Source organism: Streptomyces sp. NPDC046465, assembly GCF_040646035.1.
Classification (GTDB): Bacteria; Actinomycetota; Actinomycetes; order Streptomycetales; family Streptomycetaceae; genus Streptomyces.
Window position 1 is genome coordinate 38861 of record NZ_JBEYZK010000019.1, and the last position, 24364, is coordinate 63224.

At 70.8% G+C, this 24364-nt stretch carries 22 protein-coding genes; 10 read left to right on the top strand and 12 right to left on the bottom strand.

Annotated elements, in window-relative coordinates; genetic code table 11:
• The first annotated feature begins 401 nt into the window (after positions 1-401).
• Positions 402-1181: an IclR family transcriptional regulator gene (locus ABZ953_RS27840; RefSeq protein WP_361729330.1), complete on the top strand. Its 780-nt coding sequence runs from the start codon at positions 402-404 to the stop codon at positions 1179-1181.
• A gap of 49 nt (positions 1182-1230) precedes the next feature.
• Here the strand turns inward: ABZ953_RS27840 and ABZ953_RS27845 are convergent, their stop codons facing one another.
• Positions 1231-1791: a universal stress protein gene (locus tag ABZ953_RS27845; protein ID WP_361728971.1), complete on the bottom strand. Its 561-nt coding sequence runs from the start codon at positions 1789-1791 to the stop codon at positions 1231-1233.
• Positions 1792-1904: 113 nt separating this feature from the next.
• On the opposite strand from ABZ953_RS27845, the gene ABZ953_RS27850 reads away from it, so the two are divergent.
• The gene (locus ABZ953_RS27850; protein ID WP_361728974.1) at positions 1905-3410 is read left to right on the top strand and encodes a PLP-dependent aminotransferase family protein; all 1506 of its coding nucleotides are present in this window, start codon (positions 1905-1907) and stop codon (positions 3408-3410) included.
• 22 nt (positions 3411-3432) lie between these two features.
• Here ABZ953_RS27850 and ABZ953_RS27855 read toward each other — a convergent pair whose 3' ends face one another.
• Positions 3433-3726, bottom strand: coding sequence for a DUF5955 family protein (locus tag ABZ953_RS27855; protein ID WP_361728977.1), 294 nt, complete (start codon positions 3724-3726; stop codon positions 3433-3435).
• A gap of 220 nt (positions 3727-3946) precedes the next feature.
• On the opposite strand from ABZ953_RS27855, the gene ABZ953_RS27860 reads away from it, so the two are divergent.
• Both ABZ953_RS27860 and aceB read left to right on the top strand, forming a co-directional pair.
• A complete protein-coding gene (locus ABZ953_RS27860) occupies positions 3947-4636 on the top strand; it encodes a nucleotidyltransferase family protein (RefSeq protein ID WP_361728980.1) in 690 nt (229 codons plus the stop codon).
• A 226-nt stretch (positions 4637-4862) separates the two neighbouring features.
• Positions 4863-6482, top strand: a complete 1620-nt coding sequence (gene aceB, locus ABZ953_RS27865; protein ID WP_361728983.1) for a malate synthase A — start codon at positions 4863-4865, stop codon at positions 6480-6482.
• Positions 6483-6541: 59 nt separating this feature from the next.
• Here the strand turns inward: aceB and ABZ953_RS27870 are convergent, their stop codons facing one another.
• The 9 genes from ABZ953_RS27870 to ABZ953_RS27910 all read right to left on the bottom strand — a co-directional run bounded on the left by ABZ953_RS27870 (position 6542) and on the right by ABZ953_RS27910 (position 16346).
• Positions 6542-7447 (bottom strand): HipA family kinase, encoded by a 906-nt coding sequence (locus tag ABZ953_RS27870; protein WP_361728986.1) that lies wholly within the window; start codon positions 7445-7447, stop codon positions 6542-6544.
• 82 nt (positions 7448-7529) lie between these two features.
• Positions 7530-10286, bottom strand: a complete 2757-nt coding sequence (locus ABZ953_RS27875) for a fumarate reductase/succinate dehydrogenase flavoprotein subunit (RefSeq protein ID WP_361728989.1) — start codon at positions 10284-10286, stop codon at positions 7530-7532.
• 32 nt (positions 10287-10318) lie between these two features.
• The gene (locus tag ABZ953_RS27880) at positions 10319-11074 is read right to left on the bottom strand and encodes an ABC transporter ATP-binding protein (RefSeq protein WP_361728992.1); all 756 of its coding nucleotides are present in this window, start codon (positions 11072-11074) and stop codon (positions 10319-10321) included.
• Complete coding sequence (locus ABZ953_RS27885; RefSeq protein WP_361728995.1) at positions 11071-11940, bottom strand: ABC transporter permease; 870 nt, start codon at positions 11938-11940, stop codon at positions 11071-11073. The genes ABZ953_RS27880 and ABZ953_RS27885 overlap by 4 nt, the downstream gene beginning before the upstream one ends.
• Positions 11937-13292, bottom strand: a complete 1356-nt coding sequence (locus ABZ953_RS27890; protein WP_361728998.1) for an ABC transporter substrate-binding protein — start codon at positions 13290-13292, stop codon at positions 11937-11939. Before ABZ953_RS27890 ends, ABZ953_RS27885 begins: the two co-directional genes overlap by 4 nt.
• Before the next feature lie 14 nt (positions 13293-13306).
• Positions 13307-13534, bottom strand: a complete 228-nt coding sequence (locus ABZ953_RS27895; RefSeq protein WP_361729001.1) for a ferredoxin family protein — start codon at positions 13532-13534, stop codon at positions 13307-13309.
• A 42-nt stretch (positions 13535-13576) separates the two neighbouring features.
• On the bottom strand, positions 13577-14344 hold the full coding sequence (locus tag ABZ953_RS27900; protein ID WP_361729003.1) for a GntR family transcriptional regulator: 768 nt from the start codon (positions 14342-14344) through the stop codon (positions 13577-13579).
• A gap of 159 nt (positions 14345-14503) precedes the next feature.
• Positions 14504-15421 carry an AraC family transcriptional regulator gene (locus ABZ953_RS27905; RefSeq protein ID WP_361729006.1) on the bottom strand — a complete coding sequence of 306 codons (918 nt, stop codon included), beginning with the start codon at positions 15419-15421 and terminating at the stop codon, positions 14504-14506.
• Between the two features lie 16 nt (positions 15422-15437).
• Positions 15438-16346 (bottom strand): zinc-binding dehydrogenase, encoded by a 909-nt coding sequence (locus ABZ953_RS27910; RefSeq protein WP_361729009.1) that lies wholly within the window; start codon positions 16344-16346, stop codon positions 15438-15440.
• 314 nt (positions 16347-16660) lie between these two features.
• On the opposite strand from ABZ953_RS27910, the gene ABZ953_RS27915 reads away from it, so the two are divergent.
• The 3 genes from ABZ953_RS27915 to ABZ953_RS27925 all read left to right on the top strand — a co-directional run bounded on the left by ABZ953_RS27915 (position 16661) and on the right by ABZ953_RS27925 (position 18592).
• A complete protein-coding gene (locus ABZ953_RS27915; RefSeq protein WP_361729012.1) occupies positions 16661-16885 on the top strand; it encodes a hypothetical protein in 225 nt (74 codons plus the stop codon).
• 131 nt (positions 16886-17016) lie between these two features.
• Positions 17017-17766 carry an alpha/beta fold hydrolase gene (locus ABZ953_RS27920; RefSeq protein ID WP_361729015.1) on the top strand — a complete coding sequence of 250 codons (750 nt, stop codon included), beginning with the start codon at positions 17017-17019 and terminating at the stop codon, positions 17764-17766.
• A 115-nt stretch (positions 17767-17881) separates the two neighbouring features.
• A complete protein-coding gene (locus tag ABZ953_RS27925) occupies positions 17882-18592 on the top strand; it encodes a winged helix-turn-helix transcriptional regulator (RefSeq protein WP_361729018.1) in 711 nt (236 codons plus the stop codon).
• 24 nt (positions 18593-18616) lie between these two features.
• Here ABZ953_RS27925 and ABZ953_RS27930 read toward each other — a convergent pair whose 3' ends face one another.
• Positions 18617-19912, bottom strand: coding sequence for an amidase (locus ABZ953_RS27930; RefSeq protein WP_361729021.1), 1296 nt, complete (start codon positions 19910-19912; stop codon positions 18617-18619).
• A 104-nt stretch (positions 19913-20016) separates the two neighbouring features.
• On the opposite strand from ABZ953_RS27930, the gene ABZ953_RS27935 reads away from it, so the two are divergent.
• The 3 genes from ABZ953_RS27935 to ABZ953_RS27945 all read left to right on the top strand — a co-directional run bounded on the left by ABZ953_RS27935 (position 20017) and on the right by ABZ953_RS27945 (position 24332).
• Positions 20017-21267, top strand: coding sequence for an aminotransferase class V-fold PLP-dependent enzyme (locus tag ABZ953_RS27935; RefSeq protein WP_361729024.1), 1251 nt, complete (start codon positions 20017-20019; stop codon positions 21265-21267).
• A gap of 29 nt (positions 21268-21296) precedes the next feature.
• Entirely contained in the window at positions 21297-22763 is a 1467-nt protein-coding gene (locus ABZ953_RS27940) for a M1 family aminopeptidase (RefSeq protein ID WP_361729028.1), read from the top strand.
• Positions 22764-22883: 120 nt separating this feature from the next.
• Entirely contained in the window at positions 22884-24332 is a 1449-nt protein-coding gene (locus ABZ953_RS27945) for an aminotransferase class V-fold PLP-dependent enzyme (protein WP_361729031.1), read from the top strand.
• Positions 24333-24364: the final 32 nt, after the last annotated feature.

The window sequence follows — 24364 nt, forward strand, 5'->3', positions numbered from 1 at the left end:
CGTCGCGTCCACGTCCACGTCCACGTCCTGTCCGGACACCCGCGTCCCCTCTCTTCTGTTCCGCTACACAGACCTTTTGCTTCCGCTTAACGGAATTCAACGTTCTGTTGAAGGAGTTTTCACGCTTGTGCCCACGGCGTCAAGGGTGCGCTTCGGCACTGGACGTTTCCACAACGTGGAATTAGAATTCCGCTTACCAGAACGTAGCTACGCACAACGCGAGCGCCGAGGGGGCGCGGGACAACCCTGCGAAGACGGGGACAAAGGCCCCCTGACCGGCGATGACGGCAGGCCGAGCAACAGCCCTCGTGAAGAACCGACCGGTAGGCTGCTTCCTTGCCCGCCAGCACCGAAAGGAACGCGCCGTGCCGACGTCAAGCGCCAGCGACGCCCCCGCTGAAATCGCCGCCTCCAAGACGCCCGCCGCGAGCGGTGGCGTCCAGTCCCTCGAGCGCGCCTTCGATCTGCTCGAGCGGATGGCGGACGCGGGGGGCGAGGTCGGTCTCAGCGAACTCTCCGCCAGCAGCGGCCTGCCGCTCCCCACGATCCACCGTCTCATGCGCACACTCGTCGCCTGCGGGTACGTACGCCAGCAGACCAACCGCCGCTACTCGCTCGGCCCCCGCCTGATCCGCCTCGGCGAATCCGCGTCGCGCCTGCTCGGCACGTGGGCCCGGCCCTACCTCGCCCGGCTCGTCGAGGAGACCGGCGAGACGGCGAACATGGCCCTGCTCGACGGCGACGAGATCGTGTACGTCGCGCAGGTGCCGTCCAAGCACTCCATGCGGATGTTCACCGAGGTCGGCCGCCGGGTCCTGCCGCACTCCACGGGAGTCGGCAAGGCGCTGCTCGCCCACGCGTCCCCCGACGAGGTACGGGCGCTGCTCGCCCGCACCGGGATGCCGGCCGCCACGGAGAAGACGATCACTACGCCGGAAGGCTTCCTCGCGGCCCTCGAAGACGTCCGCCGCACCGGATACGCGGTCGACGACAACGAACAGGAGATCGGCGTCCGGTGCCTGGCCGTGCCGGTCCCCGACTCCCCCACGGCCGCGGCGATCTCCATCTCGGGTCCCGCAGGCCGGGTCACCGAGGCGGCCACGGACAAGATCGTGCCGGTGCTGCAGCAGGTGGCGGTGGAACTGTCGGCGGCCCTGGCCAGCGCGGGGTCGGGCTCCTGAGCCTTGGGCAGGGCCCTGGTGCGCGTCGGCCGTGCGGGCGCGCCCGGCTTTAGTGGCTCACCAGGGCGAAGTCCTGCGGGGTCATCCTCCGCAGGGTCCTGCGGAAGCCGCGCGGCTTGCGGGGGGCCGGGACCGTGAGGACCGCGCAGGGCGCGTGGGCACGGAGGTAGCGGTGGATGCCGGTCGTGCCGTGCCGGGCGGGGCGCGTGCCGAGGACCAGGAGGTCGTCCGGGTCCGCGGCGAGGCCGCACAGGGCGGGGCCCGGCCGGGACCTGATCACCCGGCGCTCGGCCACGACGCCGGGCGGCATACCGCCGAAGGCCTCGTCGAAAGCGCGGTCGAGGCGGCCCCGCGCCTCCATCCACCAGTGCCGGGCCCACTCCGGGTCGGGCCGGTGCAGATACCTCCCCTCCCCCTCCGGCGGCTCCCAGGCCAGCACCGCGACGAGGACCCGGCCCCCGCGCCGCGCCTGCTCCGCGCCCGCCCGCAGCGCCGCGAGGCTCGCGAGCGAACCGCCGACCCCGACCACGACGCGCCCCTCGCGCCGCTTCCCCCCGGATACCGATCCGGTCTCTGCTCCTGCTCCTGCTCCCGCCTCGTGCCGCGCCATCAGTGGTGCCCCTTCCCAGGCCAGAACAGCCGTCCGGACTCGTCCGAAGATCTCTGAGAGGGAGTCTGTACGCTGATTGGCCTGGAAGGCAGGGCCAATCAGCGGGAGTTGGCATGGAAGACGTACGAGTGGTCCATCCCATGGACAGGACGGCCAGGGCGGACAGGGCCGACAGGAGACTCGGAAGCCGTCAGCTCGCCGGTCTCCTTACCGGCACCTGCGGCGAGCGCCCCGGCTACCGCGCCCTCGCCCACGGCGTCCGCACCCTCCTGCTCGACGGCCGCATCCCGCTGCACACCCGGCTGCCCGCCGAGCGCGAGCTGGCCTCGGTGCTGACCGTCAGCCGGGCCACCGTCACGGCGGCGTACGACGTGCTGCGCGAGGGCGGCTACGCGCGCAGTCGCCGCGGCGCCGGTACCTGGACCGAGCTGCCGCAGGGGCGCCGCCCGTCCAGCGTGGCGGCGTTCCCCGCGGGCGACGACGTCCTCGACCTGGCCGTGGCGGCGCCCGGCGCGCCGGAGGCCGAGCTCACGGCGGCGCTGGCCTCGGCGGGCGCGCTGCTGGCCGCGCACGCGCCGACGCCGGGCTACCACCCGTACGGGATACCGGAGTTGCGGGCCGCCGTCGCCGAGCGATTCACGCGGCGCGGGCTGCCCACGCTGCCGGACCAGATCCTCATCACCACCGGCGCCCAGCACGCGCTGTCCCTGGTCCTGGCCCTCCTGGGCAGGCAGGGCGACCGGGTGCTCGTCGAGAACCCCTCGTACCCGAACGCCCTGGACGCGATCCGTGACGCGCGGCTGCGGGCGGTGCCGGTTCCGGTCACGGAGGACGGCTGGGACAGCGGTCTCGTCGAGTCGTCGCTGCGGCAGGCGGCGCCCCGCATCGCGTATCTCGTCCCCGACTTCCAGAATCCGACGGGCAGTCTGATGCCGCACGAGCAGCGGGTACGCATCCTGGAGACGGCCCGCGCCACGGGCACCTGGCTGCTGATCGACGAGACCATCGCGGACATCGCCCTGGACGGGCCGCCACCCGTCCCGTTCGCCTCGCTCGCGCCGCACGGGGTGGGCGAACAGGTCCTCACCGTGGGGTCGTTGAGCAAGACACACTGGGGCGGGCTGCGGATCGGCTGGGTGCGGGCCGGGTCGGGGCTGATCACCGAACTGGCGACGAAGCGGGTGGCGCGCGACATGGCGACGCCCGTCATCGAGCAGTTGGTGGCACTGCACCTGCTGCGCGGGATGGACGACGTGCTGCGGGAGCGGCTGCCCCGGCTGCGGGCGCAGCGGGACGCGCTTGCCGCGTCGCTCGCCCGCCATCTGCCCGAGTGGCGCTGGCAGTCGCCGCCCGGCGGGCTCTCGCTCTGGGTGGATCTGGGGCGGCCGATCGCGTCGTCGCTGGCCCGCGCGGTGCTCGCGCACGGCGTGCGGATCGAGGGCGGTTCGCGCTTCGGCGCGGACCCGGGGACGCACGAGCACCGGCTGCGCATCCCGTACACGCTGTCGCCGGAGCGCTCGGAGCAGGCCGTGCTCCGTCTGGCGACCGCGCTCTCCGGCGACCTGCGGGCCGCGGGCGCCCCGGGGACGGACGTGCACCGCCGCCACTGGGTGGCCTGACGCCCGCCCGCAGGGGAAGGGCTCAGCCCCTCCCCGGCTCCCCGAACATCTCCACCGCGACCCGTACCGCCGCGAGGCCCGCGGCCAGCGCGCTGACCGAGCCGATCGCGCCCGCGACGAGCAGCAGGGAGCGGCGCATCCTGGGGATCTCGGGGGCGCCGCCGTACGCCATCTCGGCGAGCGCGGCCAGCTCGTCCTCGGCGATGCCGCGGTCCGTGAACTCCGCCGGGTGCGCGGCGAGTTCACGGCGCAACCGGGCCACAGCGGTGTGCAGTTCCGCCACCCGCGGGTCCTCGTCGCTGCCGTTCACTCGCATCTGCCCCACACTCGGCAACACCGTTCTCCCCCTCTTCCCGCTCTGGCTTCTCACTCTGGCTTCTCTTTCCGGCTCCAGCGGTCCTCGTGGTGCTGGTCGGGCACGTGAGGACCGCGGGTCAGTAAACCTTCCCCGATAGTGATGCGCCACATTGCGAGCGCTGTGAAGGACGTGACTACTGCCACGTACGCGTGGAGCCCGTTGGGTGTATCCAGGAGGCATGACGACTGGAGCGACGAACGCGCGGGCCGACGGGGCGGGAGAGGTCGTCGGGCTGCTGCTCGCCGCGGGGGGCGGGCGGCGCCTCGGCGGGCGGCCGAAGGCCCTCCTGGAACACCGGGGCCGGCCACTGGTGGAGCACGCCGTACGGGTGCTGCGCGAGGCCGGGTGCGAGCGGGTGCACGTGGTCCTCGGCGCGGCCGCCGACGCCGTGCGCGCGCGGGCCTCGCTCCCCGGCTGCGTACTGATCGACAACCCGGAGTGGGAGGAGGGGATGGGCTCCTCGCTCCGGGCGGGGATCGACTCGCTGCGGGGCACCGGCGCGGCCGCCGCGCTGGTCTCGCTCGTCGACCAGCCGGGGATCGGCGCGGCGGCCACCGCCCGCGTGCGCGCCGCGTACCGCTCGCCCTCGACGCTCGCGGCGGCCGCGTACGACGGGCGCCGGGGCCATCCGGTCCTGTTCGGGTCCGCGCATTGGGCGGGAATCGAGGCGAGTGCGGTGGGTGACCGTGGGGCACGCGACTACGTGCGGGAGCACGCGAGTGAGATCTCTCTCGTCGAGTGCGGGGACGTGGCGCAGGCGTACGACATCGACACGGCCGAGGACCTCAGCCGCTTGGACCCCGCACCTCGGCCCGAGCCCGGAATCGCAGCCTCCGGGGCGCCAGGGACACCGGCCCACATGGAGTGACCGCCATGGCACTCAGCGACACGTTCTGTCGACGAGAAGAATCTCGACATCAACAAACCATTGAACTTCCACCATGAGGAAACTAGTATCCACTGACCAGAAGGCCCGTTACCTCGGACGGGGCCCCTCAGCCGTACCTCGGCCCCTGTGGCACCCAGTGCCACTGCGTCTGCCCGGCGGCTCGACCGGCACCCTCCGTGCAGCTCTCTGAAGGAAGTGACAGCTCATGTCCGCACTAGCGCCGTCGCCGCTGGCCATCGTCGACGCAGAGCCCCTGCCCCGACAGGAAGAGGTGCTCACCGACGCGGCCCTCGCCTTTGTGGCCGAGCTGCACCGGTTGTTCACGCCCCGGCGTGACGAGCTCCTCGCCCGCCGCGGCGAGCGCCGTGCCGAGATCGCCCGCACCTCCACCCTGGACTTCCTCCCGGAGACCGCCGCGATCCGCGAGGACGACTCCTGGAAGGTCGCACCGGCCCCGGCCGCGCTGAACGACCGCCGCGTGGAGATCACGGGCCCGACCGACCGCAAGATGACCATCAACGCCCTCAACTCGGGCGCCAAGGTCTGGCTCGCCGACTTCGAGGACGCGTCCGCCCCCACGTGGGAGAACGTGATCCTCGGCCAGCTCAACCTCACCGACGCCTATGAGCGCCGCATCGACTTCACGGACGAGCGCAGCGGCAAGTCGTACGCCCTCAAGGGCGCCGACGAGCTCGCCACGGTCGTCATGCGCCCGCGCGGCTGGCACCTGGACGAGCGGCACCTGCAGGTCGACGGCAAGCCGGTGCCCGGCGCACTCGTCGACTTCGGCCTGTACTTCTTCCACAACGCCAAGCGCCTCATCGAGCTCGGCAAGGGCCCGTACTTCTACCTCCCGAAGACGGAGTCGTACCTGGAGGCCCGCCTCTGGAACGACATCTTCGTCTTCGCGCAGGACTACGTCGGCATCCCGCAGGGCACGGTCCGCGCGACCGTCCTGATCGAGACGATCACCGCCGCGTACCAGATGGAGGAGATCCTCTACGAGCTGCGCGACCACGCCTCCGGGCTGAACGCGGGACGCTGGGACTACCTCTTCTCCATCGTCAAGAACTTCCGTGACGGCGGCTCGAAGTTCGTCCTGCCGGACCGCAACCTGGTGACGATGACCGCCCCGTTCATGCGGGCGTACACCGAACTCCTCGTCCGCACCTGCCACAAGCGCGGCGCGCACGCGATCGGCGGCATGGCGGCGTTCATCCCGTCCCGCAAGGACGCGGAGGTCAACAAGGTCGCGTTCGAGAAGGTCAAGAACGACAAGGACCGTGAGGCGGGCGACGGCTTCGACGGCTCGTGGGTGGCGCACCCGGACCTGGTCCCGATCGCCATGAAGTCCTTCGACGCGGTCCTGGGCGACAAGCCCAACCAGAAGGAGCGGCTGCGCGAGGACGTGCACGTCGCCCCGGGCGACCTGATCGCCATCGACTCCCTCGACGCGAAGCCCACGTACGACGGCCTGGTCAACGCCGTCCAGGTCGGCATCCGTTACATCGAGGCCTGGCTGCGGGGCCTCGGCGCCGTCGCCATCTTCAACCTCATGGAGGACGCGGCCACCGCCGAGATCTCGCGCTCGCAGATCTGGCAGTGGATCAACGCGGGCGTCGTCTTCGAGAACGGCCAGACCGCCACCGCGGACCTCGCCCGCGAGGTGGCCGCCGGTGAACTGGCCGCCATCCGGGCCGAGATCGGCGACGAGGCCTTCACGGCCGGCAAGTGGCAGCAGGCCCACGACCTCCTCCTCCAGGTCTCCCTGGACGCGGACTACGCGGACTTCCTGACCCTCCCGGCCTACGAGCAGCTGCGCTGATCCGACGGCGGACACGGCAAGGCCCCCGGCACCGCACAGCGCCGGGGGCTTTCGCGCGCTCAGCCGACGTGCCGCGACCAGTCCTGCTCCGCGGGAGGCTTGCCGTGCAGGTCGGGGACCCGCTTCAGCCAGGCGGGCCGGGCCTTCTCGGTGGCCTCGGCGCGGCGTGCGTCCGCGGCCGCCAGCTCGCCCCTGCTGGGGAAGTCGGTCGGCAGCCACGCCGCGGAGGAGCGGGCGCGGGCCAGCAGGAACCCGACGTACGCCTCGCGCACCTCGTCCGCGGAGGTGAAGCCGGGCTCGTCGGCCAGCCAGGCGTCCGGGACGAGGCCGACGATCTCGCGGAGCACCGACTCCGTGACGAGCGGCGCCAGTTCGGCGTCGGCCGCCACCGTGTCGGGCCCGTACACCCCGAGGGCGTGGTGGCGGAAGTCGTACGTCTTGTCGGGTGCGGACGCGCCCCAGCGGTGGTGGAAGACCAGGGCGGCCCCGTGGTCGATGAGCCACAGTTTCGGCGGCCGGACGCCGAAGGTGGGCCAGACCATCAGGTTCGAACTGTGCACCGTGCGGTCGACGTTGGCGGTGAGGGCGTCGAGCCAGACGACCTTGCCCGCCTCCAGCGGGTCGACGTCGACGGCGTCCGGGGTGAAGTCCTTGGCGCCCGGCAGCAGATCCATGCCGAGGTTGAGGCCGGCGCTGGCCCGCAGCAGGTCCTGGACCTCCTGGTGCGGTTCGTCGGCGGCGACGGCCGGATCGAAGTGCACGAGGACCAGATCGGGGAAGCGCAGCCCGAGCCTGCGCGCCAGTTCACCGACGACGATCTCGGCGACGAGCGCCTTGCGTCCCTGCGCGGACCCGGTGAACTTCACGACGTACGTACCGAGGTCGTCGGCCTCGACGACGCCGGGGACGGAGCCGCCGGTGCGCAGCGGTTCGACGTAACGGGTCGCGGTGACCTCTCTCAGCATTCCTGAGCCACCCATCCGTTGAGACCCATCCGTTCGACCTGCCCATCCACGGCAGTCCATCGTACGAGGTGGCCGGAGGCCTTCAGGACGACGCGGCACGGGAGGCGTAGGCGCGGACGTCCGCGTCGGTGTCGGTGACCGCGGCGGCCAGGGCCGCGCGGGCGCCGGGGTCGGCGCGGTGGACGAGGAGCGACAGGACGGCGGCCTTGCGGACGTCCGCCCCGGGGTCGGCCGCGGCCTCGGCGAGGCCGGGGACGGCCGCATCGGCCCGCGCCGCGCGCAGGGCGGTCGCAGCGCCCGCCCTGACCTGCCAGGCGGGATCGCCGAGCGCGGCCACGGCCCGTTCCGCGTATGCGGGCGGGCACCCGGTGGCGGCGAGTGCGGTCAGTGCGGCCGCCCTGACCAGCGGGTCGGGGTCGTCGATGAGCGGGCCGAGCGGCGCCGGCGCGGGGTCGTGCACCGCCGCTAGGCCACGGGCCACCGCGACCCGCACCTCGCGGGCCGGGTCCGCGGCGGCGGAGGCGAGGTCGGCGACCGCGTTCACCGAGACCAACGCCCGGACGGCCTGGATGCGGACGTCGACGTGGGGGTCGCCGAGCGCGGCGGAGTACCCGGCGGCGTCCCCGAGCCGCAGCTCCCGCAGCACGTCGAGCGCCGCCCCGCGTACCGCCGGGTCCGCCGTCTCGTCGAGCGCCGCCCGCAGGCCGTCCGCCAGGTCGGCATCGGCGGGCAGCACCTCGACCAGCTCCCGCAGGGCGCCCGCGGCGGCCTCCCTGACCTGCGGCGCGGGGTCGCGCAGCCGGGCGGCGAGCGCGGGCCCCGCACCGTCGGGCACCGTCTCGGCGAGCACGGCGACGGCAGCCGCGCGTACGTCGGCCTCCGGCGCCGTGAGGTAGGGGGCCAGGGCGTCCAGGTCGGGGGACTCCTCGGCGAGGGCGAGCAGCGTGAGGAGGTCGGAGGCCGAGGCGGCGGGGGCCGGGTCCGTCGGCAGAGGCGGCAGGGGCGGCAGGGGCGGCTTCGGTGGCTGCCCCGCGGTGTCCCGGCGGGCGGCCGGGGCCGTGCCGCGGGAGCCCGCGGTCGCCACCTGGGTCAGCGGGGCCTCGCCAAGGGGCTGGTCGGGGCCGGGGGCCGGGGTGAACTCCGGTACCGCCACCACGTACGGCTCGACCGCGCGTGCCGTGAACTCCATCGTGCCCGACGCCGACTTGTGCAGGTCGAGATGGTGCAGCCATCCCGCGTCGTCGCGCCCCGGGTGGTCGAGGCGTTCGTGGTACAGGCCCCAGCGGGACTCGGTCCGCGCCAGCGAGGCGCGTGCGGCCATCTCCGCGCAGTCCCGGATGAACGACACCTCCGCGCACCGCATCAGCTCATGGGCGGTCCGCGCCCCCATCCCCGCGATGTCGCCCCGCATGCGCTCGAACGCCTCGACCGCGAGCGACAGTTTCGCCCCCGTCTTGGGAGGCGCCACGTAGTCGTTCACGAACCGGCGCAGCTTGTACTCGACCTGCGGCTGCGGCGGTCCGTCGGGGTTCCGCAGCGGCCGGTAGACCAGCTCGTGCGCGGCGGCGAGCTGCTCGTCCGGCAGTGCCCCCTCGTACGCCCGGTATTGCGCCGCGTCCTCCCCGGCCAGGTCGCCGAAGACGAACGCGCCGATCATGTAGTTGTGCGGTACGCAGGCCAGGTCGCCGGCCGCGTACAGGCGGGGCACGGTGGTGCGCGCGTGCGCGTCGACCCGCACCCCGGACGCCGAGTGCCCGCCGCACAGTCCGATCTCCGAGATGTGCATCTCGATGTCGTGCGTGCGGTAGTCGTGGCCGCGGCCCTCGTGGAAGGCGGCGCGGGTGGGCCGTTCCGTGGTGTGCAGGATCGACTCGACGGCGCTGATGGTCTCCTCCGGCAGATGGCTGAGCTTGAGGTACACCGGGGCCCGGTCGGAGGCGAGTTCCGCCGCGAACTCCGACATCATCAGGCCCGACCAGTAGTCCGACTCCACGAACCGCTCGCCGTGCCGGTTCACCTGGTAGCCGCCGAAGGGGTTGGCGACGTACGCGCACGCCGGGCCGTTGTAGTCCTTGATGAGCGGGTTGATCTGGAAGCACTCGATGCCGGTGAGCGCGGCGCCCGCGTGGTACGCCATCGCGTAGCCGTCACCCGCGTTCGTCGGGTTCTCGTACGTCCCGTAGAGGTAGCCGGACGCGGGCAGGCCGAGGCGCCCGCAGGGCCCGGTGGCCAGGATCACCGCGCCCGCCCTGACGGTGACGAACTCGCCCGTACGCGTGTTGAAGCCCGCCGCGCCCACGGCGCGTCCCGCCACCGTGAGCACCCGCACCGGCATCACCCGGTTCTCGATGCGGATGCGCTCGCGCATCTCGCGGCGCCGGAGCTGCCGGTACAGGACCTTTTTGACGTCCTTTCCCTCCGGCATCGGCAGCACGTACGAGCCGGAGCGGTGCACCTGGCGGACCGCGTACTCGCCGTGCTCGTCCTTCTCGAACTTCACGCCGTACGACTCCAGGCGCTGGACCATCGCGAAGCCGCGGGTGGCGGTCTGGCGGACCGTAGACTGGTCGACGACGCCGTCGTTGGCGCGGGTGATCTCCGCGACGTAGTCGTCGGGTTCGGCACGACCGGGGATGACCGCGTTGTTGACGCCGTCCATGCCCATGGCGAGCGCGCCGGAGTGCCGTACGTGGGCCTTCTCCAGGAGCAGCACGTTCGCGCCGTGCTCTGCGGCGGTCAGGGCGGCCATGGTGCCCGCGGTGCCGCCGCCGATGACGAGGACGTCGCAGGAGAGTTCGGTCGCGTCGGCGAGGGCGGGGGCGGCCAGGGGGGAGTCCACGGGACGGCCTTTCACAGAAGGGTGTACGGGGGTCACAGGGATGCCAGGACGCGGCGGCGCAGCTCCGCGGTGGCCGGTGCGTCGACTGCGTCCCGCCGCCGGGGGTGCGGGACGTCGAGCACCTCCCCGGAGGGCAGCAGGGCGACGCGGTCGCCGAGGTGGAGCGCCTCGTCCACGTCGTGGGTGACGAAGACGACGGTCGCGCCGGTGCCGCGCAGGATCTCCACGAGCAGGTCCTGCATCCCGGCACGGGTGTGCGGGTCGAGCGCGCCGAACGGCTCGTCCATGAGCACCGCGCGGGGCTTCCCGGCCAGGGCGCGGGCGAGCTGCACGCGCTGCCGCTGTCCGCCGGAGAGCTGACGCGGCAGCTTGCCTGCGTGCCCGGCGAGACCCACCCGCTCCAGCCAGTCGGCGGCGGCCCGCCGACGCTCGGCCCGGCCCGTCCTGCGGATGGCGAGCGGGAGTTCGACGTTGGCGCGGACACTGCGCCACGGCAGCAGCGCGTCCTCCTGGAAGACGAGCGCCCGGTCGGCCGCGGGCCCGCCGACCGGCACCCCGTCCTGCGTCACCCGCCCGCCCAGTGGCGGCAGCAGCCCGGCCAGGGTGCGCAGCAGCGTGGACTTGCCGCAGCCGGAAGGCCCGAGTACGGCGACGAGTTCGCCGGGCGCGATCCGCAGCCGCACGGTTCCGGGCAGCGCCTGCCCCCCGCGGTGGCCGAGCCGTACGTCGTCGAGGACGAGTTCGGCGCCCTGCCGTGCGGGGGCGGTCACGGGCGGTACGGGGTTCATGCGACGGGCTCCTTGCCGAGGGCCGGGGCGACGGCGGGGGACGGTTCCGCCGGGCGCGCCGCGCGGACGGCGCGGCGTGCGGCGCGGGACGGGGCCCGCTCGGGCGGGCGCGGCAGCCAGGCGGTGGCGCGGCGGCCGAGTGCTTCCACCGCGGTGGAGGTGAGCCAGCCGAGTGCGCCGATGGTGGCCATGCCGACGAAGACGCCCGGATAGTCGACGACCGTGTAGTCCTGCCAGGTGCGGTAACCGACCCCGTACTCGCCGGAGATCATCTCGGCGGAGATCACGCAGATCCAGCCGACTCCGATGCCCACCGAGAGCCCGCTGAAGATGCCGGGCAGCGCGCCGGGCAGCACCACGGAGAACAGCACCCGCAGCCGGCCGCCGCCCATGGTGAGCACCGCCTCCTCCCACACCGGGGCGAGCGCGCGCACCGCGTGCCGGGTCGACACGAGGACCGGGAAGAACGCGGCGGTGCAGGTGATGAAGACGATGCCCTGTTCATTGGTGGGAAGGAGCAGGATCGCGACCGGGACCAGGGCGATCGCCGGGACCGGCCTGACCACTTCGACCAGCGGCCCCAGCAGGTCGGCGGCCCACCGCGACCGGGCGATCGCCGTGCCCACGGCCACCCCGAGGACCGCGGCGAGCAGGAAGCCGATCAGGATGCGGCGCAGGCTGTGGACGAGGTCCTGCCGGTACGAGACGGTGCCGAGCCGGTCGCCGAAGGCGGACGCCACCTCCCCGACCGTGGGGAACTGGCCGAAGCGCAGCCACAGATCGACGTCCGCGGTGGTCAGGAGCTGCCAGAGGCCGAGGGCGGCGGCGAGCGAGGCCACCCGGACCAGCCGCCTGACGGCGCTCATGACGCCAGCTCCAGGGCGTCGGCGTAGCTGACGGCACGGGCGCCGGCGTGCCGGCCCACGTACGTCTTCGCGTGGTCGGGGGTGACGAAGGCGCGCAGGCCGGAGCCGTCCGCGACCCATACGGCCCGGTCGGCGAACCAGAGGGTGCCGGTCAGCGCGTCCGGGACGTACGCGGCGCGGACGTCCGCCTCCCCCGCCGCGGCGACGGCCGCGAGGAGCTTCTCCGGGTCCTTGAAGGTACGGGTGGTGTCGCGCCCCTTGAGCCACAGCTCGGACTCGGCGGCGCCAGCCCTGGGATAGGCGGGGGCGTGGGCGGCCCGCGCGAGCGGCTCCGGGTCGACGAAGGAGTCCACGTCGACGTCGTCCACCAGCTTGGCTCCCCGCAAGATCGGGACGTCCTTCTTCAGGGCGGTGATCAGCTCCGGACGCAGCGCCGGGTCGAAGGTGGCGATGCCGTGGGCGCCGTTGTAGAGGTAGACCGCCTCGGCGGGCAGCCCGGTCTCCTTCGCCACCGACTCGGCGGCGGCGACCGGCCGCTCGCGCAGGTGGTCGGTGGCGCGCCGCTGGGCCGTGAGGAAATCGTCGAGCACCCCGGCGCGCTTTTTCGCGAACTCCTCCCGGACGGTGACACCGTGGAAGGTCGGCAGCTTAAGGTCGGCCCCGTCGTACAGCGCCTGTGCCTTGCCCTCGTACGCCAGTTGCCCCGGCCAGGCGACGAACTGGGACAGGGCGTCGACGCTTCCGCCGGCCAGGGCGGACGCACCCACGCTGGGCTGCTGGTTGAGCTTTCTGATGCCCTTCTCCGGGTCGATCCCGGCGTGTTCGAGGGCCCGGATCAGCGTGCCGTCGGCGGCCGACCCGACGCTCGTGGACACCTTCTTGCCGCGCAGGCCGGACAGCGACCGCAGCTTCGAACCGGGGGCCGTGACGACGGTGTTGAGGCCCCCGCGCAGGTTGTACCCGGTGACGGAGACGAGGCGGGTCGGCTGCCCGAGCTGCTTGCCGCGGGCCGCGTTGATCAGCAGCGGATAGTCGCCCATCGATCCGATGTCGATCTTGCCGGCGGTCATCTGAGCGGTGATCGGGGCTCCGGTGGCGTAGTCCTGCCACTTCACCTCGTAGGTCTTGCCGTCCTTCTTGCCGCGGGCCGCGAGCTCCTCCTCGAAGTAGCCGAGGGAGCGCAGCAGGGTGCCGGCGGTGACGGTGTTGATCGTCTTGGACTGGTAGCCGACGGTCACCGTGACGGTGCCGGAGTCATCGGCCCCGGCCGCGCCGCCGCACGCGGTGGCGAGAGGGACCAGCAGGGCGAGCGGGAGGAGCCGGGCGAGGGCGCCGGAAGGTTTGCCTGTCATCGGGGTCGGGCCTTTCACCGGAGCAGATAGGGCATGTTGACGGTGACCGCACCGGTGGGGCACCGGGCCGCGCACGGGCCGCAGTACCAGCACTCGTCGACGTGCATGTACGCCTTGCCGTTGTCCTCGCGGATCGCGAGCGAGTCGAGCGGACACATGTCGACGCAGAGGGTGCAGCCGTCGATGCACAGGGACTCGTCGATGGTCACGGGCACGTCGGCGCGGTGCGGGACAACAGGCATGGCTGACTCCAGGAGGGGCGGTGAGGGATCGTCGGCGGAAGGTCAGACGGACCGGCGCAGGACGCCGCTCATGGTGATGCGGTCACCGCGGAAGCGGATGAACTCCAGGTCCACGGGCCGCCCGTCGGGCAGGTGGGTGAGCCGCTCCAGCATCAGGACGGCGCTGCCGCGCGGGGCCTGGAGGACCGCGGCGGAGTGCGCGTCGGCGTTCACGGCTTCGAGCGTCATCTCGGCATGGCCGAGCGGGCCGCCCGTGGCCGCCTCCAGGAGCCTGAACACGTCCGTGTTCTCCAGGTCGCGGCCGAGCAGGTCACCGCCGACATCCATCGGCAGGTACGACAGGTCGAGCGAGAGCGGCAGACCGTTCAGGCGGCGCAGCCGCTCGATACAGAGCACGTCGCTGTGCTCGGGCAGCCCGAGCCGGTGCGCCACCGGGCCCGGGGCGCTGACGGGGCCCACCGTGCGGACCTCGTTGGTGACTTGGCCGTGCTCGCGCAGGATCTCGGCCAAGCCCTGGAGCCGGTCGAGGGCGTGCGGGTACTTCTCGCCCACCACCACCGTGCCGACGCCGGCCCTGCGCTCCACGAGCTGCTCGCCGCGCAGCAGGTCAAGGGCTTGCCGTACGGTGTTGCGGCTGGCCCGGTAGTCGGTGGCGATGGCGTCCTCCAGGGGCAGGACGCCGTGCGGGAAGCCGCCCGTCAGTATCTGGCGGCGCAGCAGATCAGCGAGCTGCCGCGCCTGGTCCGCACGGAGCCGGCGACGCCGCGCGGCGTCGACCGGACGTGCGGTCTGGCTGTGTTCGGCTGGCATGGCAGGGAACGTACCGGCGCGGTGGCCGCAGTAGTGTTGCGGCAGCATTGCGCCACCTGACGCCGTCGGCCGCACCGCTCTGACCTGTGCTTTCATCGGCGCGAGAACGAAGACCCGCCACCGGGCGGCCCACCAGGCGGACAGCCTCCCGGGGCCGGGTCACGTGCGACGTCGGGAACGGTACTCGCCCGGGGCCGTGCCTCGGGCCCGTCTGAAGGCACGGCTGAAGGCGTGCGGAGAGGCGTAGCCGACCGCGCCGGAGATCGACTCGACGGGCTCATCGGTATCGCGGAGCCGGACGGAGGCCAGGTCGATGCGCCACTGCGTCACGTAAGCGCCCGGCGTCTGTCCGAGGGCGGACCTGAAGCGCCTGGACAGCGTCGCCCGGGAGACGCTCGTCGCGGCGGCCAGTGCCTCCGTGGTCCAGGGGTGTTCCGGGTGGGCGTGGACACATGCCAGAGCGTCGCGCACGACCGGATCACGCATCGCTCCCAGCCATGAGCCGGACCGCTCCTGCGGGTGGCGGGCCAGCCAGGCGCGTACGAACTGGACGAGCAACAGGTCGACGATGCTGTTGATGGCGGCGGTGGTACCGATCTGCGGCTGTGCGAGCTCGGCGGCGAGAAGTTCGACGGTCCGTTTGAGCTGCGCGTTCTGGCGGGCCGTGACGTGCATCGGCCGGGCGAGGGAGGTGAGCACCGGGGTGCGCACCTCCGGGTCCTGCTCGTAGTGCAGGACGATCACTTCCGTCCGCACCGGTGCCGAGCCCAGCCGCATGGGCCGGCCATCGCCGAACGACCGGGCCGCCGCCGCACGGTCGCAGGAACCCATCGTCACGTCGGCGCCACCGGCTATCCCGTGTGCGATGCCCGGCGACACCAGGACGGCGTCTCCCTCATGCACCTGAAGAGGTTTCTCGCCCGGGACATGGAGCCACATGGTGCCGCGGGACACCACGTGCAGTGCCGCCCCTGGAGAGGAGTCCAGCCACAGGCCCCAGGTTCCTCCGGCCTCCAGCATGACCCCGAGCGCCCCACGCGCCCCCGAAACACGCAACACCTCCGCCAGCACATCCATGGGTCCATCCTCAGCGTCAGGCCACGTCAAGAACGACTTTTCCGTGCACCTTCCGCGCGAACAGCGCCTGGACGGCGTCGCCCACGTCCTGCCAGTCGCCTCGCAGTCCGACCGGTGCCGAGAGCCTCCCGGCGGCCATGAGGCCCAGCAGGTCCGTCAGTTCCCCGCCGGTCGGCGTCATGTCGCCGTAGGTGGCGATGGTGCGGGGTTCCCCGAAGCCGAACAAGGTCCCTGACGGAAAGGTGGTGTCCTGCCCCGAGGAGTAGCCGACCAGGTGGAGGGTGCCGCCCTCGGCGAGGGAGCTCCAGGCCTGGGCCATCAGCGGCCCGGCGACCGTGTCCAGGACGAGGTCGAACCGGCCCTCGGTCCCCGCCAGATCGGTCAGGACCTTGTCGGCACCGAGTGCACGGAGTCCGGCGGCCCGCTCCGGCGAACCGACGAGTGCCGTCACCCGGGCGCCCGCCAGCGCCGCCAGTTGCACGGCGAAGTGCCCCACGCCCCCGCTGGCGCCGGTGATCAGCACGTCGCGCGCCAGCAGGGAACGCTTGCGCAGCACCCGCAGTGCGGTGACTCCGGCGATCCCCAGGGCGGCGGCGTCGGCCAGGTCCACGCCCTCGGGGACGGTGCCGAGCGAGGCGGGGCTGACCGCCACCCGCTCCGCCCACGCGTGGGGAGCCATGCCCACGGCGACGCGCGCCCCTTCGGGTGGCCCCGAGCCGTCGGAGGCGGCGCGCACCACGACGCCGGCCGCGTCGTGACCGTGCACAGCACCGGCCGGCCACTGCTGCACGTAATTCAGCTCTCCGAAGTTGAGAGCGATGTGCCGTACCTCCACCAGCGCCTCACCGGCGGACGGTACGGGCTCATCGACATCGGCGAACCGGATGGGTCCGGCCTCACTGTGGTCGACCACAAGGGCGCGCATAGGGGGTGTGGTTCCTTCTCTCGTGGATGCGCCTGAACACTCGGCGCGGCAGCAGATCGAGTGCGCAAATGCCGCACTGTGCCGCCTTCTTGGAACCCTACGCAGGACCGGGGAAGTGACCAGATCCGTGAGAATCAATCAGTTGACGATCTGTGTCAGTTCGACTCACGGCGCGTCGAGGGCGTCGTCGCCGAGCGGACTTCCAGCCCGTACGCCGGACGCGGCCGCCCGAATGGCCAAAGAGTTGTTTCCCCTACGACACGACCCGGCCGCTGTTCGATGGAAGCGTAGGCATCGAAGGCGTCGATCTCACCATGAGGACCGGGGCCACCGACAAATCTCCGAACGTCACGCGGTTGTTCGAAGACTTCGCGTCGGTGGAGCGCGACTACTACAACCGGACAGGGATCTTCCCGATCATGCACACGGTCGTCATCCGGCGCGATCTCCTGCAGGAGCGGCCCGGCCTCGCGCACCACGTCTACCGCGCCTTCTCCCGAGCGAAGGACGTCTCCGCCGCCGAACTGCTCGGCTCCTAGCCAGAACCCACAGGCGCGCCGCTCGCAAAAGGTGCGGCACAGGTTCCCGGCAATTCCCGTGGCTCGTGTGAGAGGGCGTCTACCGTCAAGGTCCGCGGACGACTACGCGTGCGCCATTATGCTCTCGCCCCGTGGACGAAGTCGTGGTGGTGCGCGCCGGTTCGGGGCCGGAGGTCCTGCTCGTACACGGGGGCGCCGGTCCGCGGACGACGTGGGGCGCCTTGTCCGCGCTGGCCGACCGCTGGACGCTGGCGTACGTCCATCGGCGCGGCTACCGGCCGAGTCCGGCGCCACGGGGAGGTCAGGACTATGAGGTGGATGCCCTGGACCTGGCGCCGCTGCTCGTCGGCCGCCCGCACGTCGTCGCCCACTCCTACGGTGCCCTCGGGGCGTTGGCCGCGGTCGCGGCCGCGCCGGACAGCGTGCGCTCGCTCACCCTGATCGAGCCGCCCCTCGCCTTCCTCGTCCCGGACGACCCCGACGTGGCGCGACTACAGCGCCTCGGCGATGCGGTCCTCACCCGCGGAATGGACACGGACCCCGCCGAGCTGCGGGAGTTCCTGCGCCTCGCGGGCGCCTCCGTTGACGACGGCCCGCTCCCGCACGAGGTGGTCGCCGGTGTCCGTCGCGCGCACGGAGCCCGGCTGCCCGGCCAGGCGCGTCCACGGCTCGACCTCATCCGCCGGGCCCGCGTCCCGGTACTCGTCGCGTCGGGAGACCACGCGGCCGCGCACGAGCGGATCTGCGACGCCCTCGCGGTCACGCTCGGCGGCGAGCGCACCGTACACCCGGGCGCCGGGCACTTCGTCGCCGCGGCACCGGGCTTCACCGACCGACTCGACACCTTCCTTCGCGCGAGTCCTCGCACGAGCGAGAACTGAGAGCCCCTGTCACGGAGCCCCTGCCACGGAAGGCCACTACCAAAAACGGGCCCGACATTCGCTGATAGTAGACTGCTCAGTAGGCGGCTGACCTTGCATGGAGGTGAGAGGGTATATGGGAACGAAGCGATATCGGCAGATGTGCGCTGTCGCGGCGGCGCTGGACATCGTCGGGGAGCGCTGGACCCTGCTCATCATTCGTGACCTGATCAACGGGCCGAAACGGTACAACCAGCTCCTCGGTGAGAGCCTGGTCGGCATCGGACCGAACCTCCTCGCCGCGCGCCTGCAAATGCTGACCGACGAGGGACTGGTCGAACGGGAGCCGGTCCCTGGCGACGGCCGTGGCGTCGAGTACCGGCTGACGGAGAGCGGTGAGGCACTCAGGCCGGTCATCCTCGGTCTGGCTTCATGGGGCCTGTCGCACATCACCACTTATGAGCCCACCGATCTGGTGCGTGCCGAGTGGGGCATGGTGGCGGTGGAGGCGATGGTCGCGGCCGGACCGGCACCAGAGGCCGATGAAGCATACGAGTTCCGCATCGGTGACCACGTTTTCTGCGTGCTGTGCGCGAACGGGACCGCCACCGTCGCGGAAGGACCCGCCCCGCGGAAGGCGGCGCTGGTCGTGGACTCCGACCCCGAGACGTTCATACGGATCGGGACCGAACAGGTCAGCCCGCTCGACGCGGTGCTCTCCGGAAGGATGTCGATCAGCGGCGACTCGACGGCGCTGTCGCGCTGTCTGAAGCTGCTGGGCCTCAGTCTCGACTCGGGCGGGGACAAGCCACCGGCCGGCGAGGGTCTGGTCGAGGCGGTGTCCTAGCCGGATCTGACGGCCGCTCCTGAACTACGGGACCGGCGGTGTCGGCGCCCCGTCGGGGCTCAACTGTTCGGCCAGGTCCAGCAGGTCCGCCTCGGATCCGTGCGCTCCGACGAGCTGCACTCCGTACGGCAGGTCTCCCGCCCCGACGCAGGGAACACTGACGGCCGGGTGTCCGCTCGCGTTGAACATCGCGGTGTACTGCATCATCCCGTAGGTGCGGTGCATCGCGGTGTCGGGATCGTTCAACCACCCGAGCCGCGGCGCCTGGATGGGCACCGTGGGGCTCAACAGGACATCGAACCGGTCCCACCATGCCGTGAGATCCGTGACGATTCGGTGCAGCCACTGCACCGTGTCCCTGACAGCTTCGGGCGTCGCCAGGGCCGCCATGGCCAGCATCTGGGCGGTTCCAGGCTCCATATCGGCTTCGGTCAGCGGTCGGCCGAGATCCTTCGAAGCGTCCGCCACCTCCTGTGCCAGCCAACCGGCAAGCATGGGAGTGGTCTTCATCGCGAACTGATCGAACTCCTCGAGAACTCGGGGATGGGCCGCGAGGACGTGATGGCCTTGGTCACTGAGCTTGTCCGCCATCCGTTCGACCGCCTCGACGGAGCCACTGCCGAGGTCGATCGCGGAACTCACAGCCGATGCGAGTACGCCGACCCGGACTCGCCGAGTCGGGCCGTCCGTACCGGAACGGTCGGCGTCAGACGGCTTGTCCCGGCCCAGCACCGGGAGCATGCGGCGCAGGTCGTCGACCCTGCTCGCCAGGAATCCGTGCTGGTTCCAAGCCGCGAACGTCGGCGTTGTCGCGGGCCGCACGAGGCCGGGCTTCCATGCGAAGACTCCACAGTGAGCCGCCGGAATACGGAGAGACCCACCCAAGTCCGTCCCGTGCGCGAGCCGCACCGCTCTTGCGGCCACGGCGCACGCCGAGCCGCCGGACGACCCTCCGGCGCTGCGCTCGTGATCCCACGGGTTGCGCACCGGACCGTAGGCAAGCGGCTCGGTGGTCACCGCAAGGCCGAATTCGGCGGACTTGGTCCGCCCGACGATGTCGAACCCGAGTTCCCGCAGACGCCGCCCCAGAGGGTCGTCGTGGCTGGAGACGGCGCCGTGCTCGCGCAGGACGTGATTCCCGCGCCACAACGGCGCATGAGCCAGCTTGAGGTCGAGATCCTTGACCAGCAGCGGCTCGCCCGTGAAAGGCCCGCCCGTGAGAGGCGCCGTCGGCCGGGGTGACGCGGGCGGCAGCGTCGTCGCCATGAACCCCAGAACCGCATCGAGACGGGTGACGTGTTCGCGGATATCCCCACTCACTCCCAGCACCCTCCCATGTCTTGCAGGCGACACCACCAGCATGCCACTATATCCAACATATAGTGACCTACCAAGACTCGTGCTCGCGGAGAAACGGCCCGCTTATGCAGAAGCACACCGACCGCACGATGCGAGAGAGCACGCCATCGACGGATGGCATCAATTGGGCGGAGGTGCGGGCGAATTTCAATCTCCAGCCGGACTGGGCCGACTTCACGTCGTTCATGTTGTCCTCGCATCCGAAACCGGTGCGCGAGGCGATCACGGAGCTGGCCGATCGCATCGACGCGCGACCGGAGTGGGCCGAACTCGCCGCACTGGAACCCGGCGAAGCCAACATGATCTTCCAGGCGAAGTCCGCGATCGCCCGATACGTGGGGGCGCAGCCGGACGAGTTCGCACTCGTCCAGAGCACAACCGCCGGATTGGGGCTGCTGTACGCCGGACTGCAACTCCACCCGGGCGACGAGATCCTGCTCTCCGAGCACGACCACTACTCCCATCACGAAGCAGCCCGGCGCAAGGCCGAGAAATGCGGTGCCGTCACGCGATTCGTATCGCTCTATGAGGACGGCGCGGCGGTGACAGAGGACGACCTGATCGATCGTCTGATCGGCGCACTCACCGCTCGTACCCGCGTCGTCGGATTGACCTGGGTGTATTCCGGCAGCGGAGTGCGGATGCCGGTGCGCAAGGCAGCAGATGCGATCCGCGCCTGGTACGGGGCACGTCCGAGTCCGTTGATCGTGGTCGACGGCGTCCATGGCTGCGGGGTCCTCGACGAGCCGGTCGACGGATTGGGCGTGGACTTCTTCGTGTCAGGAGTCCACAAGTGGATGCACGGCCCCCGCGGCACGGGATTCATCTGGGGTGGGACCGCGAGCTGGCGGTACGTGGAACCCACAATTCCAACCTTCGAACTCGACGCGGACGTGTACGGGGCCTGGGTCGGCCGAAAACATCTGCCGCCGACACGCGCCTCATTCGTCTCACCCGGTGGCTTTGTCGCCTACGAGTACCTGTACGCCGTTCCCGCGGCGATCGGCTTTCTGACAAGCATCGGGAAGACCGAGATCTGTCGACGCGTACTCGACCTGAACACGCGACTGAGGGAAGGGCTGGCCGCGCTTCCCGGAGTTCGTCTGATCACCCCCCTGCCGGAGCGCATGAGTGCAGGCATCGTGTGCTTCGAGGTCAACGGGCTCGATCCCCGTGACGTCGTGGCCGGACTTGCGACACGGCACATCCGATCGGCCACGACTCCGTACCCGCGGTCGTACGCCCGGCTCGCCGCCACCATCGAGAACTCCGGAACCGACGTCGAAAGCGCGATCGACGCAGTCGCCGGTCTGTGACCGATGACATCCATCGAGGGATCCCGGCCATGACTGACCAGACGGAATTCGACAAGGTGCTGGCCGAAGCGGCCCGGCACGCGGGCTCCTCGCTGCTGGCCGGCTCGGACCTGGCCGGTGTGGGAGACCCCTACTTCCCCGTCGACGGTTCCGACTTGTTCACCATCACCCACCACGCCCTTGAAGTCGATTTCGACATCACCACCGGCGTGCTCCAGGGACTGGCACGCCTGGAGATCACCGTCAGTGCGGACGTACCGGCGATAGCGCTCGACTTCGGACTACCAGCCCGTGAAGTGGTCGTCGACGGCTCCACGCTCACCCCCAAGGCGGTCCCCGGGAAGCTCGTCATCGAACCCGACACCGGTTTCGACGCCGGGGTTCACCACATCGACATCACTTACGCGGGCTTGCCCGGAGAGGTTGAGATCCGAGGCGAGCGGTCCTGGCTGAACACACCTCTGGGCGCGCTCGCCGCGAGGGAACCACATGCGGCGGCATTCTGGTTCCCTACCAACGACCACCCGTCGCGCAAGGGAACCTACGACCTCATCATCACCGTGCCGCGCGGATTCGCCGCCATTGCCCCGGGCCGCCTCGTCGAGCACTCGCGCACCTCGCACATGAATCGCTTCCGCTGGGTGACCGCCGAACCCGTGGCCTCCTACCTCTACTCGCTGCTCATCGACAGGATGCGGATCGAGATCGACACTCTCGATGATGGCGGCTTGCAATGGATCTCCGCCTACGGCGACGGGGTCAACGACCATGCGCCGCTGGCCCGGGCCTCCATCGAAACCACGCCGACAGTCCGTACCTGGCTCGAAACCCTCCTCGGCCCCTACCCGTTCGACGCCATCGGCGGAGTGGTGACACGCATGGCCGGCCCCCACGCCCTGGAGACCCAGACCCATCCGATCTACGGCGACCGCTTCTTCCACCACAGTGTCGACTCGTACGTCGTGGCACACGAAATGGCTCATCACTGGTTCGGCAACTCGGTCAGCCTCTCGGCCTGGAACGACATCTGGATCAGCGAAGGCATCTCCACCTACCTGTCGTGGATGTGGTCGGAGAAGAACGACGAGGGCACCACGGATGAGCTGTTCAGCAGCTTCTATCACCTGCGCGCCGCAGACACGGATTACTGGCAGGTGCCGCCCGGCGACCCCTCCCCCGCCCACCTCCTGTCGACCCAGGTCTATGAACGCGGAGCGATGGCGACCCATGTTCTCCGCCGGTCGATCGGCGACGACGCGTTCATGAGTTGCCTGCGCACGTGGTGCGCCGCCCACCGCCACCACCACGGATCGCTGCCGCAATTCCTCGCCACGGCCACGTCGGTCAGCAAGACCGACACTGCCGTGATCATGCAGCCCTGGCTGTTCGCGCGCCGATGCCCGGACCCGCCACCGGGAATGCCCGCCCGCACCGACCTCGAACCGCCCTCGCTCCGGTTCATCCGCCGCACCGGAGACCCGCAATCACAGAAGTGAGGAATGCGCGTCTTCCTTTCCGATCTTGACAATTCCCCGAGCCGGAGGATAGCTTAATATTTATGTATTAAACGCGCGTGGTTGCCTGTCGAGCCAGTTGGATCTGAGAGGAGCCGGGCCATGTCGGCCACCGAGCTGAGTCTCGCGGACTTCACGAGCCATTACCGGCACTACGCTGCCGCGGATCATCTCGACGAGGTACGGGCCCGGGATTTCTCACAACTGGACCGTCTCGGCCAGGTGTACCTGGATTACACCGGCAGCGCGCTTCCCGGCCGATACCAACTGGACAGATACCGCGACTCCGTCTGCGACGGCATCTGGGGCAATCCGCACTCGGAGAATCTGCCCTCGCGGCGCTCAACGGAAGCGATCACAGCGGCCAAGCGGGCCGTGCTCGACTTCCTCAACGGCCCACCCGACGAATACACCGTGGTGTTCTGCGCGAACGCATCGGCCGCGATCCGGTTGGTCGCCGAATCGTTCCCCTTCACCGCGCCGTCCCGTCTCGGTCTCCTCCAGGACAACCACAACTCCGTCCTGGGCATGCGTGAGTACGCCGAGCGGGTGGGCGCCGAGGTGACGACGGTACCGCTCGGCGCGGACTTGAGGGCCGACGTCGACGAGACGACGCGGGTACTTGCCGCCGGTACGGACGGCCCTTCGCTTTTCGCTTATCCGGCCCAGAGCAACTTCTCCGGGGTGCGCCATTCGCTCGACTGGATCGCCGTGGCTCACACCTACGGCTGGCGAGTGCTGCTCGACGCGGCCGCCCTCGTACTGTCTCAGGACCTCGACTTGGCCAAGCACAAACCCGACTTCGTGCCGATATCGTTCTACAAGATCTTCGGCTGGCCGACCGGCATCGGCTGCCTCGTCGCGAGGAAGGAGGCGCTGGCCGCTCTGCGGCGCCCCTGGTTCTCGGGCGGCACCGTGATCGCATCCAGCGCGATGGGAGGCTGGCACGCGCTCGCGCCGGGAGCGGAGGGGTTCGAGGACGGCACGCCGAACTTCCTCGGCGCGGTCGGTGTCGGCATCGGACTGGACTATGTCACGAACGTCGTCAAACGGGACCTGGCGCGGGCACGCATGACGAGTCTCCTGCAGTACACGCTGCATCGCATCACGGAACTGAAGCACGACAACGGCATGCCGATGTGCGCCGTCTACGGCCCTTGCGATGTCGTCGACAGGGGACCCACCATCGCGTTCAACCTCATGGACAGAAACGGCCGCGTGGTCGATGAGCGCCTTGTCGAGAGCCGATCCGTCGACATGGGCATAGCGTTGCGGACCGGCTGCTTCTGCAATCCCGGCGTCGGAGAGGCCGCGTTCCGCCTCGATACAGACGACCTGTTACGAGCCGGCCGGCTCAGCAACGGCCCTTATACGGTCGACCACTATCGGCACGAGGTAGGCATTCAGACCGGCGGTGCGCTACGGATTTCGCTCGGGCCCGTCTCCAACTTCCAGGACCTTTCCCGTTTTGACTCCTTCCTGCTGAGCTGGCGGAACTTCGCGCAGACCACCGAGAGTCTCACCGGTCTGCCGCCGCGTGAGCGTTGCTGAGACCGAAGGCGGGGTCATCTTGCGGAAAGCTG